Below are 17882 nucleotides of genomic sequence, written 5' to 3' on the forward strand. Positions count from 1 at the left end.
TGCCGGCCAGCCATAGCTCTCTGAGCCGCTCACGCTCAGCTTCCGGATCAGCGTCATAAGGGATTGTTACTCATGGAGTTTTCGGTCCCATAACCTATGGGAAGGTTACGCGCAGGTCACCCATAGGTCGCGCGCAGATCACGTTGACCTGCCGCTGACCTATGGGCGGATCAGATTGATCTGCGGCTCAGGAGGCCGGCTCAAGCGCCTCGCGCGCCCGCTTCAGGGTCTTGGAGACCAGCGCCGGGGAGACCTCGTAGGTCCGCGCGATCTCGGCCTGGCTCATGCCGGCCTCGAGGTACTCCTGCAGGACCGGCTCGTCCGGCAGGCGGTTCTGCGAGCCCAGGCCAGCCTCGATCAGCGTCTTGACGACCATGGAGTAGCTGACGCCGAGCTCCTTCGCGATGTGAACGCGCGACCGCCCTGCCCGCCTTAGAGCGACGATCCTGCGATGCGTCGGGGACGAGATCTTGAAGCCCTTCGGCATTTGGCGGCACGCTTCTCGAAGCGACGCTCACGGCCTCAAATATCATCCGCAGGCGCTGGAGTTGGTCGAGCGAGCGGGTCGGTAGGTAAGTGTCGAAGACACTGGAATGCGGGGTTCGGTGATAGTCATGTGCGCTTCTCCTTCGCAGCCGCCCGCCAAGCCTGATTGAGCTCGTGCGACGCAGTCACCCAGTCGAAAACCGGGCCCTCCACTGTGATCCGGCGTGGAATTTTGACCCCGTAGGTCGGGGGATCGGCGTCCAATTTTGACCCCCTGATTGGCGCGTTGCGCATGCTGCCTGTCTTTGTCGAGGACGGGCTGCCGGGGGATGAAGGGCGTGGACACGATCGCGCGGATCCGCCGCGAGCATTTTGTGCGCGGCAAGACGATCAAGGAGATCGTCCGCGAGCTGCACGTGTCGCGGAACACGGTGCGCAAGGTGTTGCGGTCGGGGCGACGGCGTTCGAGTACGAGCGCGAAGTCCAGCCGCTCCGAAGCTCGGGCCCTGGCGTAGCGACCTTGACCGGCTGCTAACGGAGAACGAGGGACGGGCGGCGCGCGAGCGGCTGACGCTGATCCGGATCTTCGAGGCGCTGCGGGCGCTGGGCTACGAAGGCGGCTACGACGCGGTCCGGCGCTACGCCCGCGGTCGGCAGCGTGAGCGGTCGTCGTCATCGGCGGCGTTCGTGCCGCTGAGCTTCGATCCGGGCGAGGCCTACCAGTTCGACTGGAGCCACGAGATCGTCCTGATCAACGGCGTCACCACGACCGTGAAGGTCGCACACGTCCGGCTCTGTCACTCGCGGATGCTGTTCGTTCGGGCTTACCCGCGCGAGAGCCAGGAGATGGTGTTCGACGCCCACGACCGGGCGTTCGCCTTCTTCAAGGGAACCTGCACGCGCGGGATCTACGACAACATGAAGACCGCGGTGGAGACGATCCTCGTCGGCCGCGAGCGCGCCTACAATCGGCGCTTCCTGCAGATGTGCAGCCACTACCTGATCGACCCCGTGGCCTGCACGCCGGCCTCGGGCTGGGAGAAGGGGCAGGTCGAGAACCAAGTCGGGCTGGTGCGCGAGCGCTTCTTCACGCCGCGCGTCCGGGCGAAGAGCTATGACGAGCTGAACGCCTGGCTGCTCGACCAGGCGATCGCCTACGCCAAGGCGCATCGTCATCCCGAGTTCGCCGAGCGGACCGTGTGGGAGGCGTTCGAGGCCGAGCGCCCGAGCCTCGTTCCCTATGCCGGCCGCTTCGACGGCTTCCACGCCGTGCCGGCGTCGGTGTCCAAGACCTGCCTCGTGCGGTTCGACAACAACAAGTACTCGGTCGCCGCGAGCGCGATCGGCCGCCCGGTCGAGATCCGCGCGTACGCCGACCGGATCGAGCTTCGCCAGGACGGACGGATCGTCGGCGACCACCCGCGCTGCTTCGGCCGCGGCCAGACCGTGTTCGATCCCTGGCACTACGTTCCGGTGCTGGCTCGTAAGCCCGGCGCGCTCAGGAACGGAGCGCCGTTCAAGGACTGGGTGCTGCCGGCGAGCCTCGAGAAGGTCCGGCGCAAGCTTGCGAGCGTCGATGACGGCGACCGTCAGATGGTGGCGATCCTCGCCGCGGTGCTGAGCGACGGCTTGTCCGCAGTCGAGGCCGCCTGCGCCGAGACTCTGCGTGAGGGCGTCTGCTCAGCCGACGTCGTCCTGAACATCCTCGCCCGGCGCCGGGACCCCGCGCCGCCGGTCACGATCATGACGCCCGAAGCGTTGCGGCTCGCCGTCGAGCCGACCGCCGACTGCGCCCGATACGACAGCCTCAGGAGGGCCGTGTGATGGAGCGTTCCGCGATACTGACCACCATGGGCGAGCTGAAGCTCTACGGCATGAAGGCCGCCTTCGACGAGATCATCGCGACCGCGGTGAAGCGCCAGCACGAGCCTCAACGCATCGTCGGCGACCTGCTCACCGCCGAGATCAGCGAGAAGCAGGCGCGCTCGATCAAGTACCAGATCACCATCGCCAAGCTGCCGCTCGCCCGCGACGTCGAGGACTTCGCCTTCGACGACACGCCAATCAACGAGACCCTGATCCGCGACCTCGCCGGCGGCGAGTTCCTGGCCCATCAGCGCAACGTCGTGCTGGTCGGCGGCACCGGGACCGGCAAGACCCACCTCGCCATCGCGATCGCCCGGTCCTGCATCCGCGACGGCGCCCGAGGCCGGTTCTTCAACGTGGTCGACCTCGTCAACAAGCTCGAGGCCGAAGGCCGTTCAGGCCGCCAGGGCCGGATGGCCGACTACCTCGGCCGCCTCGACTTCGTGGTCCTCGACGAGCTCGGCTACCTGCCGTTCGCGCAGTCCGGCGGACAGCTCCTGTTCCACCTGATCAGCCGCCTCTACGAGCAGACTTCGATCATCGTCACCACCAACCTCGCCTTCGGCGAATGGCCGAGCGTGTTCGGCGACGCCAAGATGACCACCGCGCTGCTCGACCGGCTCACCCACCATTGCGACATCGTCGAGACCGGCAACGAGAGCTGGCGCTTCAAGAACCGCGCCTGAGCTCCGCCCCAGACCCTAGCCCTCTGGACGTCGATCCCGCCGACGCTGCGCAACCCCGACCAGCTCCGCGCCGGCGGGATCGACACCGCTCACCCAGCTTCAGGGGGTCAACATTGGACGCCGATAAGGGGTCAAAGTTCAGCGCCGATTGACAGTCGGGAGGGCCGGAACCGGGCCGGGCTCCAACGCCGGAGCCGGTTCCCACGGGGTCTCGGAGACCTTCTGGACCGCCGGCGCGGCGGGCGCGGGCGTCTCTATAGACTGGGGCTCTGATGGCGGCACATAGGCAGGCGGACGGCGAAGCATGGACGAATCCGAGAAGCGTTAAATTCAACGCTTAGAGAATGCCGCAGTCCGAAGTATCCGCAACCTTGATTTGACCCTCGCCGCGCTCCACGGACCGTCAAACCCTCAAAACGACCGCAACGCTGGGTCCGGATCTATCGGATTTCGCCACCCTGAGGACGCATCCGGCGGCCTCGACTTACGATGCGCAAACGACCTTCGCTTGTTACTTTCATAGTGCAGAGGCATATCTTTGGGGCCTGTGGTTCACCAGGAGCCACGTACGGAGGCTAAAATGGGTTTGATCGACAGATTCAGGTTGAGGCGCTCGACCCCCTTCAAAACGTCTTATCCAGCCCCTGGAGGCGTGGAAGCTCGAAGGCCAATCCTTCAGACGGAGGCTCAAAAGGTCGCTTTTTGGGCCCAGGAGCGGCGCGCTGGACGGGGCCAGAGACTGCCCGAAGGCCTGCGACCGCATGTCGCGGCAGAGCTGGTCCGGATGCGGTCCGAGCGCGACCTCCGGCGGATCGACGCCGAGGCCTGGGCGAAGATCTGGATCTCGGAGCTCGATCTGGATCGGACGATCGCGGAGGGCGACCCGGCGCGCCGGCGTCAGGCGGTCAACCCGGCCCCTGCCCCGCGCGCGGCCGCGCTCACCGACGACGAGATCGTCGCCAACATTCTTCGGCGTTAGGCGCAGCCGGCCTGGCGCCTGACGATGGCCTCAAGGCGGGCGATGTAGGCGGCCTGCTCGGCGACCACCGCCTGCGACTTCTCCCACTCTAAGTAGTTGTGGTTCGCCAGCCGGATCGCATCATTCCTCTGGGAGACCACCTGATCGACCACCGCCTGGGCGGCCGCCGCATCCCGCTTCATGCGGTCGCCCATGCCGAGGATGAGACCGGTTTCTTCGTAGCCGAGCATGAGACCTCCAAGGTCGCTTGACATAAGGTTACTAGTCACTAATTAATAGATCGTTACCGGACGCCTCGCCGGATCAAAGGGGGCCAGGAGACCACCACGATGCACACCAAGCTCACCCGCAACCAGATCGAACTCGCCAAGCTCGTCATCTCCAGCGACGGCTTCGTCCAGTCCCTCTTCTCCGACATCGGCCTCGCCGACGCCTTCCGTCTCAACGGTCACGCCGACATCGCCAATGAGATGGATCGCCTGTCCGGCCGTATCCTCGAGCTCCAGTCCGCTGCCCGCACCCTCGACGAGCTCGGCATGACGGACGCAGCCCGCCAGGTCCGCCAGCACTGCTCGGACAACGCGGAATACGACTACAACACGTGCTGGGACGACGCGGAGTTCATCGCGCGCGGCCTCGCGAACCAGCTCGCGAAGGATCTCAAGTGGGCCTACCTCGTCGAGGAGTGCATCTGGGGTCACGAGCCGTACACAACCGCCGACGATCTGGTCGCGGCATAAGGGGCTTCATGGGATATCGATTGCACACGCCGGGCGAGCCTTCGCGCTCGCTCCGCTGGACGAACTCACGCCCCGGGGCTCCGCGCTCCGGGGTGCTTCTGTTCAAGCACGCCTCCGAGCAGCTGACCGCCGAATCCTTCCGCGCGCTCCGTGATCAGGGCGCCTGGATCGAGACCGACCGGCCGGCGGCCGCTCGCGCCGCGATGGGGCTGGAGCCCGACGAGAGCCTAGGCGAGCCGGCCGATCCAGAGCTCATGTCTGATCTCGGCCTCTGATCTCGCTTGACCCGGTCCACTTGTTCAGCTACTAGTAACTATATCGCAGTCGCGATGACGGGCGCCCCGCCGAAACCCAGGGGCCGAGACCGAAAATGAGCAAGCCTACCTACATCGTCAACGCCGACGCCAACGACCTCGAGGGCTGGACCTGCGAGAGCCTCGCGAAGGCGCTCGTCTCCCCGCTCGCCGAGCACGACGTCGAGGTTGTGTCCCGCCCCCGCGAGAGCGGGCTCGCCGGCCTGCCGGGCGACCACGACCTGGGGTTCGCCTCCCAAGTGGATCGCATCGTCGAGGCCGTCATCGTGGACGGCCCCCAGCTCTGATCGAGCAGAACTCTGTTCCCTGCGTGTGCGGGGATGAATAGGACCCAATCAGATGCCCCGCACCGCCCTTGGCGACGCCCCACTCACCCTCGCTGAGAAGCAGGCCCGCGTTCGCTCGAAAGCCCAGGAGAATGGCGGCAAGACCGTTGCCCTGCAGCTCTCGGCCCTCCGTCGAGGCGATCGCCGCGATCCGCGCCGCCCACGACCTGACGTCCGATCGCGCGGCCATCGACCACGCCCTCGCCAAGGTCGCGAAGTCGCTCGCTCGCAAGAAAGCCTGACCGACACGGGCGCCCCGCCGTCATCCAGGGGCTGGTGATGAGACCGATGAAGAAGAAGAAAGACCTTCGCTACGTCCCCGACGCCTCGCCGGCCGAGGCCCTGGTCCTGGCCTGGTACCAGGAGCTGCAGCGCAGGCGGCACTCGCGCAAGTTCGATTCCGAGTTCGCGCTTATAATACGGGAGGTTTACGCCCGGCGCGCCGGGGTCACGTTCCTGCCTCACCGGCTCCCCTGAGAGCCACAGACACGACAAAGCCCGCCACCGGATTTCGGGGCGGGCTTTTTGCTGTCCTGGCGGCGAAGTAAACGACCGTTTACTGCCTGCGCTACCGCTTAGCAGTAACCTCCTGGATTCGAAAAGTCAAGAGGCCGTCTTTCGCGCCGCTATCCGCTCGGCCCGCTCCTTCGCCAGACGCTCTTGGCGCTGTTTCCGCCACGCTGCGTCCGCGGATCTCTGGGCCTTGTTTTGGGCGGCCGCCACCGTCGCCGGGCGCTTCCTGCCCTTCCACCGGCTCGAAGAGGCGTAGATTGTCACGCCGGTCGTCGCCGCGCCCTTGCGGATCGGCCAATAGCCCCATTCGAACTCCTGCGGCTCCAGGGTCTTAAGCGTGTCGATCGCGGTCCTGACGTAGACGCCGACGAACTGCGCCATGGTCCGGCGACCCAGGTTCGGCGCGTAGAGGTCGATGTCAGCCTCGTCCAGCGTCAGGCTCAGAGCGTCCGTGCTCTGCAGCCGCGTTCCGCCCGCCGCCATGACCAGGAGCCGCACCGCCAGCCGGCCAGTGACATGCCTCCATGCGGTCGCGTTGATCTCGGCGGTCGGCTTGGACTTCAGCGCCCACATCGCCCGCTGGTTGAGCGTGACCTCGATCTCGGAGCTCTTGCCGCGCACGAAGGCCCGGTTCCGCTCGCCCTCCTCCAGCACGATGTTTTCGACCAGCTGGACGCCCTGGAGATCCGGAAGGAACGGGCAATAGGCGATCGAGCCCTCGATCAACCGCCTGAACGCGTCCAGGTCACGAAACGGCCGCCCGCAGACCGCCTCGAGGTCGAGCAGCTGGATCCGCGTGACGGCGTCCGTGCAGAGGGAGAGGATCGTCCAGAGGCGATGCGCGTCCGCCCCCTCGAGCGCTGGAAAATCAACGTTCGCCGCCACCACCGCCGAGACCTTGAACGCACGCCCGGCGTCCATGGTCGAAGCCAGCTTGCCCTGCGCGATCGGCCGGCGCCGTCCCCTGCGAACCTGCGTAGGCGCGGTTGGCTCCAACGCCTGCTCGACGGCCTCATCCCCATAGGCGTATCGGATCGCCCGCTCGAGCTGTTCATCGGGCTCCAGCTTGGGCTCGTACGACCTCGGCTGCGGGTTCAAACGACTTAAACGAAATCCGTGCACTTTTTGTCGTCTCACTGTATACCGTTCTTGCTAATTCCTCATTATGCAGGCGTCTTGGAGAACGCTGCAAGCGAAAGCCGTGGGGTTATAAGAAAGCAGATAAATGGCCTGAAAGCGGCTTCCAAACAGCGAGATTCCGGCTGCGTCCGGCTGACGGCCTACGGCCCTACGCTGCCGCTCCGGCCTGCGGCCTCCCCCATGGAGCTGTCAGAATCCAGATGGCTGGGTCGGGGCTTCGCCCCTCCTCATGGAAGCCGATGCTTGCCTCTTTGGAAGCCGATGCCTGACTGGGCCTTCGGCCAAGATTTAAGAGGAAGAATGTCGGGAAGAGGTGAAGGGGAGCGGAGGCGAGCGGGATGGTCATGAGGGCCAGCCTGGGCGCGCTGAGAGGGCGGCTTCGCCATGAATGCATGAGCGGAGGTCTGAAGGCCTTAAGCGGCTGACAGAGGCCCTGCGCATTTCATCCCCGATGCCGGCTGCGGACGCTGTCGATGCCGGCGCTGTTTCTCGCGCGATGCCGGCGCTGTCTCTCGATCGGACTGCGGTTCGCGCCACGTGCGCGCGTCACGTTTTGTGACTTTCCGGGCCTCTCGATAGGGTCGTGAGATCCTAGGGAGACCGCAGATGGGCCGGATCAGACAGACCACCAATTTCGAGGACCGTTTCGCCGCGCGGCTGGAAAGCGATCGCAGGCGCTCTCAGGCCTATCGCGATCGCATCTCCGCGGCGCGCCGGCCGTCGTCGGGCCAGGCCGACCGGGCGATCGTGATGGCGTTGCGCGAAATCTGGGCGGCCTCGATCGACCAGGCCGGGGCTGATCCCCAGGCGCGCGCGGCCGCCATGGGCAAGCCCATCTCCGCCGTCGAGATCGGCGCCCGCGCGGCCGCGCATCTGGCTCGCCTCGACCGCGCCGATCCCGAGCAGGCGCGGCTTGCGGTGCTGGCCCGCATGCGCCCGGTGCCGTCTCGCCGAAACGTTCGGACTGCGGACCGCGTCACGTCTCGGGACACGTGCGCCGGAGTGAGGGAGTAACGGGGGCGACGGTCCAAAATTCGCATGAATTCCGCCGGAAATGCGGGGGACTCTTGTGCGATGCGTCGGTTCAGATAGAATCGAGAGCGCTCAGTCTGTCAGGGCGAAGCAGGCAGGCCGGAGCCTCGATTCGGCAAGGAGCCCCGCGCGCTGCTCCGCCACCATGCGCCATCGCCCCGCCGGTCCATTGGATCGCGCGGGGCTCTTTCGTTCTGGACGTTCGCCGCGCTGGCCGTCGTCCTAAATGCATGGCGACCGACACAACCGACCTCAGGATCTCAGCCGAGCTCTCCGCAGCCCCAAGGACTAAGCCGTGATCGACATCGGCATCACGCGCCTGACCTTGCAGGTTAGGACCAGCGGCGACGGTGGTGTCGCGGGTGCCACAACCTCGTTCATAGGGCGAGCGGGCTCAGCGATCGGCCCTAGGTTTTCTTCGAGCGGCGCAACGTTTTCGTCCCCAAAGACGGCCACGATGCTCGCGTAGATCGCCTTGAGCGCCGCGCGATCGCGCTCCTCGTCGGCCGTGGCGACGATCTCGATCTCGCAGGGGGCAAGATACGGGCCCCAGTCCTCGACCCGCTTCCTGCGGCGACGGAGCAGGACCAAGGCCTTGGCGTCCGTGCGATCCGGAAAAGCCTCCCGCGCTGCCTTGAGCAGCGCCTCGTTCTCGCCGCGGACGTCCGGCGCCGGGAGAGGCTCGCGACCCTTGAGGCTGGAGTCCCGGTGCTCGAACAGGCCGCCGTAGGTGAGCAGGCCCGCGCCGCGGGCGGACTCAGCCTGGTCGGCATTGGCGATCATGACGTCGAGCGACTGGATGGCGTCCACGACGATATCGCAGGGCACCCACGGTCCGAGGCAGATCCAGCGGGCCGGAGCGCTCGCGGCGTCGGAGTAGATCGGACGGGGGCGGAAGGCGGCCTGGTAGACCTCCTGCTCGCGTGCGGCGTCGTCGATCTCGTGGTGGAACGTCCCGAGCTCAAACGAAGGAACGCTGGCCTGGACGTCTTCGCCGGACCGCATGGCCCAGGTCTTCACCACCGTCGGCCGCATAAGCGGCTTCTCATCGGCGGTGAGACCATCGCCGCGCAGGTCGAAGGGTGTGATCGGCTTGATGTCGTCACAGCCGAAAGCGCATGCGCTCGCGTCGTTCGAGCCGATGCCCATCTGTTGGCGGCCGACGGTGATCACCGAGGCGTAACCCTTCGCGAAATCGCGGCCGCGCACAGCGCCGTAATGCAGCCAGCAAACGTTCTCCGGAGCTCTCCAGAACGGGCTGTTGATCACCTCTTCGATTGCCTTCGGGAGGACGACAAGGATGCGGCTCCAAGGGCGCTCAGCGGCCTCGAGGGCGATGATGCGGCGGACCTTGTCGATCAAGAGACGCGCGGACCTGATCTGCTCCGGCGGCGCGTCCGGACCGGGCTTGAACGAGGCGACAGAATAGGTGCGGGTCGGGTCCATCAGAACACGCAAGTGCGGCGCGACGGTCTCGGACACGACCTTCGCGTTCACGTTGTACACCTTGTCCACCCGGCGCTTGCTCGCGCTGGCGTCGAGGACGAGCAGCGGGTGGCCTGTGAACTTCGACTTCAAGCGCTTGGAGACGCGAACGCCCCACAGCTTTTGTCCGCGGAATTCGGAGCCGGCATACTCGGAGAGCACGTATTGTAGGCGAGCGTCCAGTGGGCGGCGCGGGGTGTTCAGGTCATAGCTCTCGAGACGATCCTCAACGATCTTCAGGAGCTCGCGCTCGGCCGAAGCGCCGGGCGACTTTCTCGGGGCATCGATGATCTTCTGGAGGTCTGCAGCCGAGATCTTCGGGTGGATCTTGAGCTGGCTTGGGTCGTCGCGGCGCACTGCCGACAACGCCAGCCCGAGCATCGTCGGTCCGTCGGTGTTCAGGCCATCATGCCAGTGCTTCACGAAATAGGACGGGCAGCGGCCGGCCTTGATCTCCGCGACGATCTTCGGGAGCAGCGCCTCGCGCGCCATCGTCGGGAAGTCGTCGTCGTAGCCGGCATCGGCCTGCGCCTTGGTCGGGCGTCCGTGACGGACGGCGTTCGCCCGGTCCACATCGAAGCTGACGTAGCTCTTGGCGAGGCTCGTCGTCGTATCCTCGTCCACGATGCGACCGACGCAGCGTTCCCAGAGCCACTTGCCAGCGACGGTCTCCATCTGGCTGACCATGAAGACGATCTGCGCATGCTTGATGCGACGGTGCTGCTCGAAGAACTCGCAGCCATCGAGCATGAACGTGCACTGGATCCTCTCGGTCTTCGGTCCATTGTCGGCGCGCCGGTAAGACGGAATCTCGACATTGGCTTCGCACAAGCCGGAGCCTGAGATGTCCGCCGCCTCGAGCGCCTCCATCTCGGCCTTGCGCATGCAGGCTGTACGGCCCTTTCCGACGGGCACCATGACGGCGACGCGGTCGGTGAGATCCGGCATTGGCTGGTTGTGACGAATGATGGCGGCGAGCGGAGACCCGTCCTCGCGGCACACCGCAGCGACCTTCTCCACGACCTCCTCGAGCACATTGTAGTCGGGGAGCATGAAGGCGACGAAGCCGTACTCGAGCGGCTTGGCGAACAGCGTGTTCATGACGTCGACCGCCTGGGCGGCGTAGCGCGCCGACTGGCTGGTCTTCCCCGACCCCGGCGGCACCCGCAGAATTACTGCGTGCTCTGACCCCTGCTTGCTCTCGGAAGCGTCGCGAACGGCCTCCCAGAAGTCGCCATTGACCTTGTCGATCGCGCGGCCGATCCGCTTGTATCCGGCCTCGCGCTGATCCTGGGTGAGGAGCTTGCGCTCCTCGCGGTCCTTCGCGACCTGCTCGGGAGACTTTTCGACGGCCAAGACCTTCTGGATGCCTTTCCACGCCGGGGAAACGAACGGCTTTGAGTTGAGGCGCGAGAACGCGCCGCTCTCGTCGCGGAAACGGTCCACAACCGGCGCCGCAGGAGCCTTGGGAGCAGGCGATGTCGGCGTCGGCATTGAGCCGCGCAGCGGACTGATCTCGCCTCGCTCCATCATCGGGCAGAAACGGTTGAGGCGCTCGGTGATCTCGGTCACGAGCCCTTGCCCGCCGAAGCGCCCGCTCATCTCGGCATGCTCGCCGAACGTCGCGATCGCGGCCTTGAGCAGGCTCGCCTTGTCGCCCTCCTCGTAGTTCGACGAGGGATTGGCGCGAACCAGGTTCCAGACGATGCCATGGAGGAGGCTCTCGCGGCCTTCCCTCGCCTTCTCGCCCGCCTTCGGCATCGACGGCAGGCGGACATTGTCGATCCGGACGTCGGAAAGCTCCACAGGCGCCGCAGCGATCTTCGCGACCGAGAGGTCGGTGAAGCGGCGCTGGATCTCATACCTAAGCCGCTGGAGCTGCGAGCGGGTGATGACCGGCAGATCCTCGGGACGTGCGTCAGAGAGATCACGCCACCAGACGATCTTCGAACCCCACCGATGATGCCAGCCGTAGAGCGTCAAGACCTTACCAAATCCAAGGAACTCGACCTCGCGCTTGCCCTCTTCTCCCTTGGGAGCTCGATCGTCGCGAAGGCCTCGTCGCCCTGGCGGGTTGGCTCGTCCAAGCGGTAGACCAAAGCGACCTTGGGCGAGGAACCAATACGCGCGAACGGCGTGAATCCGAGCGTTTTGAACACGATCCGCATGACTTCGGCCGACAAGGTCGCGTCCGAGATATCGACATCGATCGCGATCGCACTGAGCGACGAGGAGCCGCCAAGCGCCAGCGCAAGGTTGTGCTCGTACCCGGCCTTGGCGGTCCACTCCTCCACCTTCCATCGCGACGGAAGTGCGTCCCGATATTCGGACGGCTGCGCGCGGAACGGCCGACGGCTGTCTCTGTCACGCGTCTGCGGGAACACCGGCCAGCCGAGATTGTGCATCTGGACGCCGACGTCTTTGTAGAACCAGCGGTTGCTGACGTAGACGTCGCGCTGCACGTCCGTGAGGACGCGGATCATGTGCTGAGCCTGCTCACGCGCCGCGACAGCCTCCGGAGTGGCGTCCCAGCCTCTCGGGTCAAAGCGCACGTCTGCTTGCGCGGGCGCGGATGCGCCTCTGCGATCGTCCAAAATCATCTGGGAACGCTCGTCATGGTCAGGGCGGACTAGACCGGGCTGCCAGGCGCGGGTTCGTCCTATTCTTTAGATGTTCGGTGTAATCGTGGAGAACCACAACACCCTTCTGACGATCGCCGCCGAAAACGATCGCGCTTCGCCGCGCCTGCCCGCGACTCCGATCAGGCCGTCGTCAAAGAGACTGGAGACCGCCAACACAAGTCGGCGTATCGCGACCCGGTGATGTTCTAGCGAAAGTCCCGCGTCTTCACCTTGATCGTGTCGAGGTGCAGGTCCGGGACGTAGATGTCGCGCGGCCGAAGCCCCGTCGAACGTTGGCCCCTCGGATCCGGGGTCGAGCCGCGATGCACCTCGTCGCCGCGTCCGTGCGGCAGCGGGAACTCACCGTCCCGCTCGCCGACGCTTGCAAGCTCCGCCGACAGGTTCGTCAGGCGCTGGGCAACGAGATGAACCACCTCGCCCTCGCGCTGCACCCGCCCGTAGACCGCGATCATGCCCGCGGACAGGATCGTCCTGCGGTTCTTTTCGAACACGCTCGGCCAGACGACGAGGTTCGCCACTCCGCTCTCGTCCTCGAGCGTGATGAACATGACGCCTTTGGCGCTGCCGGGACGCTGGCGGACCAGCACGACGCCCGCGATCTCCAGCCATCGCCGGTCGCGCGCCTCCATGGCTTCGAGACACGTCACCATCCGGCGCCGCGTCAGTTCCTGGCGCAGGAACGCAACGGGATGGGCGCGCAGCGACAGGCTGACATGGCGGTAGTCCTCAACGACCTCGCCGCCGGCCGTCATAGGTCGCAGCGTGACGGCCGGTTCCTCAACCTCCGGCACGATTTCGTTCTCTCGCGCCGAGGCCGCTGCGAATAGCGGAAGCGGTTCGTCGCGCAGCCCCCGGATCGCCCAGAGCGCTTCTCGGCGAGCCAGTCCGAACGCCGGACGGAAGCCGTCGGCCTCGGCAATCTGAGTCAGCGCCATGACGGGCACGCCGGAGCGACGCCACAGATCGTCCATTGACACGAACGGCCGGTCGCCACGCGCCGCGACGATTGCAGCCGCATAAGCGTTGGAGAGTCCCTTGGTCATTCGCAGGCCGAGCCTGACCGCGAACCGGGCCTCGTCGTCCATCGGCTCAAGCGTGCAGTCCCATCTTGAAGCGTTGGCGCACACCGGCAGGATTTTGACGCCATGATCTCTGGCGTCCCGGACGATCTGGGCAGGCGCGTAGAACCCCATCGGCTGAGAGTTCAGCAGCGCGGCGCAGAACACATCCGGATGCCAGCACTTCAGCCAGGCCGAGGCGTAGGCGATCAGCGCGAAGGACGCCGCGTGGCTCTCCGGGAAGCCGTACGAACCGAAGCCTTCGAGCTGCTTGAAGGTGCGTTCGGCGAACTCGGCCTCGTAGCCGTTCGCCACCATGCCAGCGACCAGCTTCTCCTTGAACTTCGAGACGCCGCCCGTGAATTTGAACGTCGCCATGCTTTTCCGGAGCATGTCGGCTTCGCCTGGGGTGAACCCCGCGCATTCGATCGCGACCCGCATCGCCTGCTCCTGGAAGAGCGGCACGCCAAGCGTCTTGCCCAGCACCTTCTCGAGCTCAGGCTTTGGGAAGTGAACCGGCTCGAGCCCTTCCCGCCTTCGAAGATAGGGATGGACCATGTCGCCTTGGATCGGACCGGGGCGGACGATCGCGACCTGCACGACGAGGTCGTAATAGGTCCTCGGTTTCAGCCGCGGCAGCATCGACATCTGCGCGCGGCTCTCGATCTGGAAGGTGCCGAGCGTGTCAGCCTTGCGGATCATCGCGTAGGTGCGCGGGTCCTCCGCTGGGATGGTCGCGAGGTCGTAAGTCGCGCCCTTGTGCTCGGCGAGAAGATCGAGCCCCTTCTTCATGCAGGTCAGCATGCCGAGCGCGAGCACGTCGACCTTCATGAACTTCAGCGCATCGATGTCGTCCTTGTCCCACTCGATCACCTGGCGATCGGCCATGGCGGCCGGCTCGATCGGCACGAGGTCGTCGAGACGATCATGGGTCAACACGAAACCGCCCGGATGCTGGCTCAGGTGCCGCGGCGCGCCCATGAGCTGGCGTGCGAGGTCAAGCGTCAGCCGTAGCCGGCGGTCGGTGAGGTTGAGGTTCAGCTCCTCGACATGGCGCTGTTCGACCCCTTGCTCCGACCAGGACCAGAGCTGCCCCGACAGCGCGCCGATCAGGTCGTCGGGCAGGCCCAGCGCCTTGCCGACGTCGCGGAGCGCGCCCTTGGCGCGATAGCGGATGACTGTCGAACACAGGGCCGCATGGTCGCGGCCGTAGGTTTCAAACACCCACTGCATGACGATCTCACGCCGCTCGTGCTCGAAGTCGACGTCGATGTCAGGCGGCTCGCGGCGCTCCTCCGAGACGAAGCGCTCGAACAACAAGTCGTTCCGGCCCGGGTCGATCGAAGTGATCCCGAGCACGAAGCAGACGGCGGAATTTGCGGCCGAGCCGCGGCCCTGGCAGAGGATGTCCCTCGACCGGGCGAAGCGGACGATCGCGTTCACGGTCAGGAAGTACGGCGCGTAGCTGAGCTTCTCGATCAGGGTCAGCTCGTGCTGGAGCGCCGCGCGGACGCTTTTGGGCAGACCTTCCGGATAGCGCTCCGCGGCGCCCTCCCAGGTTAGCTTCGCTAGTGTCTCCTGCGGGGTCAGCGTCGGGTCGTCGCGTTCCTCCGGATACTGGTAGGCGAGCTCGTCCAGGCTGAAGCGGCAGCGATCGACGATCTGCAGCGTGCGGGCGAGCGCTTCCGGATAGCGGCCGAACAGCCTATGCATCTCCTCGGGCTGTTTTACGTAGCGATCGGCGTGGCGCTCCCGCCGATCGCCCAAGGCATCAATCGTGACGGTGTGCCGGATGCAGGTGACGACGTCCTGCAGCATGCGGCGCGAGGGTTCGTGGAACAGCACGTCGTTGGTCACGACGGTCGCGACGCGCATTTGGGTCGCCAGATTCGACAGCTCGTGCAGCCGAAGCTGGTCATTCGGTCGGCGTCGAAGGGTCAGCGCGAGATAGGAGCGGTCACCAAAGGCGTCGCGTAGCCGGCGAAGACGAAAGGCGCAGTCTTCATCAGCAAGATCCGGCACGAGAACGGCGAGTAGCCCCTCGCCATAGGTGACGAGATCCTGCCACTGGAGCCGGCACCTCGCCTTCCCGCCGCGCTTCTTGCCAAGCGAGAGCAGGCGGCACAGCTGCGAGTAGGCCGCCCGGTCGGTCGGATAGACCAGCACCGACACGCCGTCGACGAGATCGAGGCGGCAGCCGACGACGAGCCGCACGCCCGTGACCTTCGCCGCCTCATGGGCGCGGACGATCCCGGCGAGCGAGTTTCGGTCGACGACCGCGAGCGCCTCGATCCCGCAGACCGCCGCCTGCGAGAAGAGTTCTTCGCAGGACGAGGCGCCGCGCAGAAACGAGAAGTGCGAGGTGACCTGGAGCTCGGCGTAGCGCGGGCCGCTCATCCGAACACGCCGTGGACGAACCAGCGGTGCGATCCGGTTGTCGCGTCCTCGCCGTCGCCGGCCCGGTAGAGCCAGTAGCGCTCGCCGGCATCGTCCTCGACCCGAAAATAGTCGCGGACGGCCACGAGCTCGGCGTCACGCTTCCACCACTCGCCGAACACGCGTTCCGGTCCGTCGGCGCGCTGTACGCGCCGGCGGACGCCGCGCCAGGTGAAGCTGACGGGCGGATGATCGGGCAGTAGCGCGACAGTCTCGACGGGCTCGGGATGAGCGAGCAATCGGGACGGCCGAGGCCAGTGACCGGGCCAGCCTGTACCGCTGTCTGCCGCCATGGCGGGCACCCGGCAGACTGACCGCTCGGGAACGTCGCTCGCGACAGGCGCCATCCGGTAGATCGCGCGCTCGCCGACCCGGTTCATCAGCGTGTCGACGAGATCGGAGACGTCGGCTGCCGTCTCCTCGATCAGCAAGCTCGCCATCTGCCTGCGCCCGAAGGGCTCCGCGAGGGTGGCGGCAAGCGTCATCATCTCGATGCCGAAGCCCGGCGCGATGGTCTCGATCTTGTCGCAGAGCAGCCGCGTCATGCGCTTCACGTCGCGGACCGGCGTCGCCATGCCGACGCGCACAGCTTGGACGTCGTTGTCGACCCGGCGGCAGATGAGGTCGAGCCGCCGGGCGCCAAGGCCACCTGCCTCGAGTCTCTCGCAAAGCTCCGCCACTAGCTTGCTGATGTAGCGGGCGATGGTCTCCGGCGCGCCAATCGGCTCGGCGAAGGCGCGACGGACCTCGATCAGGTCGGCCGGCCGCACCGACTCGATCAGCTCGGCCGCGTCGCCAACCGCCTGGTCGATACGGCGGCCAAGCTCCGGGCCAAACCGTAAAGTCAGCGGCGCCCGGGGCTGCGCAAGGAGCTCGCCGATGCGATCGAAGCCGAGCGTCCGCAGCGCGGCTGTGACCTGAGGCGCGATCCGAAGGGCTTCGAGCGGCAGGTCGCGCAGGACCGCCGCGCCGTGATCCGAAGGTGCCACGGCTGCTGGTCGCGCGACGTGGCGGGCCAGCGCATGCGCCGCGCCCCAGCTGTCAGCGACCGCGGCCTGCGCCGTGACGCCCGACATGGCGAGCCGCCCGATGAGGCCTTCGAGCATCGCGGTCTCGCCGCCATGGAGATGATCGGCGCCGGTCGTATCGATGACGATCCGTCTGGCGGATCGACTGTCACGATCGGCGAGAAGCGCAGCGCCCAGACCGCCAGTCGTTCGAGAGCCTCGGCGTCGGCTCGTGGATCGGCGTCCTTAACGAGCAGGCCCTGGACCAGCACCTGGGCCTTCGTGGCGGGCATGCCGACCCGCACGCCCATGCTCTGCGCCGCGAGGTCCGCTGCTGTGACGACGCGCCGGTTGCCCTGACGGCCGACAAGGACGAGCGGCGTCTCAGCCGGCGGCGCGACGTAGCCGGCCTGTCGCCGAAAGCGATCCGTCGGCCAGGTCGGAAGGAAGAGCGAGACGACCCGTGCCATCGCACGCCTCCAATTCGAAATCAGCGCTTTCGCCCGCCCGGGCCCGGATCAGCTCGACGAGCCATCGGTGTCTTCCGACGCCCGGGACGGGCAGCGGAGCGGACGGGATCACCGAAATCCGCCATCGGGTCGTCGCCGCGGTCGGTTGGCCGAAGTCCATCGCCTCCGCCTGTCGTCGCCATCGACGAAGCGCGATCCCGATCGAGCCCGTGCCTTCTGCTGCAAGCTGAAGGCGGCGGGAAGCCGTCATGGCGAGGCGTGCAAGCTCGCCGATAACAGCGCCGAGCCCGCCATGGCGAAGGCCTTCCTCCATACATGCAAGCACGGTCTTGTCGTCGCCGGCCTCGACATAGATCACTCGGTCCGCGACGAGCCCCGCCTGCGCGATCGCCGGCGCGAACAGATCTGGCCGCGTGACGCACCAGAGGACCTTGCCCCTCGTGCGAGCCGCGACTCCTGCGCTGAACAAGGCTGCCGCCGCCCCATCGATGGCGCCGTTGCCGCCGCCAGCGACCTCATGCAGCGCGCCGAATGCGAGTCCCCCTCCAGGTAGACGCGCATCGACTTCGGCGATCCCGAACGGGAGCGCCGATCTCGCGCGCTTCGAACGACCTTCGATCCGTTCGATCTGCGCGCGCAAAGCGTCGATCGCAGGCTGTGGCTGCACGTGGTCGTCGTCCTCCGAAGTCGGGCGGCATCATC

At 66.4% G+C, this 17882-nt stretch carries 15 protein-coding genes and 2 pseudogenes; 9 read left to right on the forward strand and 8 right to left on the reverse strand.

Features of this window, described 5'->3' with window-relative positions; genetic code table 11:
* Positions 1-187: 187 nt before the first annotated feature.
* Positions 188-487 (reverse strand): hypothetical protein, encoded by a 300-nt coding sequence (locus K6K41_RS02205; protein ID WP_128778820.1) that lies wholly within the window; start codon positions 485-487, stop codon positions 188-190.
* Positions 488-815: 328 nt separating this feature from the next.
* On the opposite strand from K6K41_RS02205, the pseudogene istA reads away from it, so the two are divergent.
* The 3 genes and pseudogenes from istA to K6K41_RS02220 all read left to right on the forward strand — a co-directional run bounded on the left by istA (position 816) and on the right by K6K41_RS02220 (position 4017).
* A pseudogene (gene istA / locus K6K41_RS02210) lies at positions 816-2310 on the forward strand (IS21 family transposase).
* Entirely contained in the window at positions 2310-3038 is a 729-nt protein-coding gene (gene istB / locus K6K41_RS02215) for an IS21-like element helper ATPase IstB (protein ID WP_128779582.1), read from the forward strand. Before istA ends, istB begins: the two are co-directional and overlap by 1 nt.
* A 784-nt stretch (positions 3039-3822) precedes the next feature.
* Entirely contained in the window at positions 3823-4017 is a 195-nt protein-coding gene (locus tag K6K41_RS02220) for a hypothetical protein (RefSeq protein WP_128778816.1), read from the forward strand.
* On the opposite strand, the gene K6K41_RS02225 is transcribed toward K6K41_RS02220, so the two are convergent.
* Complete coding sequence (locus K6K41_RS02225; protein ID WP_128778815.1) at positions 4014-4247, reverse strand: hypothetical protein; 234 nt, start codon at positions 4245-4247, stop codon at positions 4014-4016. The genes K6K41_RS02220 and K6K41_RS02225 overlap by 4 nt on opposite strands.
* A 99-nt stretch (positions 4248-4346) precedes the next feature.
* Between K6K41_RS02225 and K6K41_RS02230 the strand changes: the two genes are divergently transcribed.
* The 5 genes from K6K41_RS02230 (at position 4347) to K6K41_RS02250 (ending at position 5874) form a co-directional block, all read left to right on the forward strand.
* A complete protein-coding gene (locus K6K41_RS02230; RefSeq protein WP_128778814.1) occupies positions 4347-4757 on the forward strand; it encodes a hypothetical protein in 411 nt (136 codons plus the stop codon).
* A gap of 92 nt (positions 4758-4849) precedes the next feature.
* Entirely contained in the window at positions 4850-5032 is a 183-nt protein-coding gene (locus K6K41_RS02235; RefSeq protein WP_261403745.1) for a hypothetical protein, read from the forward strand.
* Between the two features lie 95 nt (positions 5033-5127).
* Positions 5128-5358, forward strand: coding sequence for a hypothetical protein (locus K6K41_RS02240; RefSeq protein ID WP_128778812.1), 231 nt, complete (start codon positions 5128-5130; stop codon positions 5356-5358).
* A 131-nt stretch (positions 5359-5489) separates the two neighbouring features.
* Positions 5490-5639 carry a hypothetical protein gene (locus tag K6K41_RS02245; RefSeq protein WP_261403746.1) on the forward strand — a complete coding sequence of 50 codons (150 nt, stop codon included), beginning with the start codon at positions 5490-5492 and terminating at the stop codon, positions 5637-5639.
* 37 nt (positions 5640-5676) lie between these two features.
* Positions 5677-5874, forward strand: coding sequence for a hypothetical protein (locus K6K41_RS02250; protein ID WP_261403747.1), 198 nt, complete (start codon positions 5677-5679; stop codon positions 5872-5874).
* A gap of 126 nt (positions 5875-6000) precedes the next feature.
* Here K6K41_RS02250 and K6K41_RS02255 read toward each other — a convergent pair whose 3' ends face one another.
* Entirely contained in the window at positions 6001-7047 is a 1047-nt protein-coding gene (locus K6K41_RS02255) for a hypothetical protein (protein WP_261403748.1), read from the reverse strand.
* A gap of 609 nt (positions 7048-7656) precedes the next feature.
* Between K6K41_RS02255 and K6K41_RS02260 the strand changes: the two genes are divergently transcribed.
* The gene (locus K6K41_RS02260; RefSeq protein ID WP_128778808.1) at positions 7657-8064 is read left to right on the forward strand and encodes a hypothetical protein; all 408 of its coding nucleotides are present in this window, start codon (positions 7657-7659) and stop codon (positions 8062-8064) included.
* A gap of 306 nt (positions 8065-8370) precedes the next feature.
* Here the strand turns inward: K6K41_RS02260 and K6K41_RS02265 are convergent, their stop codons facing one another.
* The 5 genes and pseudogenes from K6K41_RS02265 to K6K41_RS02285 form a co-directional block, all read right to left on the reverse strand.
* Entirely contained in the window at positions 8371-11550 is a 3180-nt protein-coding gene (locus tag K6K41_RS02265) for a hypothetical protein (protein WP_261403749.1), read from the reverse strand.
* Positions 11547-12167 carry a hypothetical protein gene (locus K6K41_RS02270; protein ID WP_261403750.1) on the reverse strand — a complete coding sequence of 207 codons (621 nt, stop codon included), beginning with the start codon at positions 12165-12167 and terminating at the stop codon, positions 11547-11549. The genes K6K41_RS02265 and K6K41_RS02270 overlap by 4 nt, the downstream gene beginning before the upstream one ends.
* Positions 12168-12394: 227 nt before the next feature.
* Entirely contained in the window at positions 12395-15664 is a 3270-nt protein-coding gene (locus K6K41_RS02275; protein ID WP_128778806.1) for an error-prone DNA polymerase, read from the reverse strand.
* Positions 15661-17180 (reverse strand): annotated as a pseudogene (locus K6K41_RS02280) (DUF6504 family protein). Before K6K41_RS02280 ends, K6K41_RS02275 begins: the two are co-directional and overlap by 4 nt.
* The gene (locus K6K41_RS02285; protein WP_128778804.1) at positions 17095-17847 is read right to left on the reverse strand and encodes an ImuA family protein; all 753 of its coding nucleotides are present in this window, start codon (positions 17845-17847) and stop codon (positions 17095-17097) included. The pseudogene K6K41_RS02280 and the gene K6K41_RS02285 overlap by 86 nt, the downstream one beginning before the upstream one ends.
* Positions 17848-17882: the final 35 nt, after the last annotated feature.

The organism is Chenggangzhangella methanolivorans, from assembly GCF_019797865.1.
GTDB lineage: Bacteria > Pseudomonadota > Alphaproteobacteria > Rhizobiales > Methylopilaceae > Methylopila > Methylopila methanolivorans.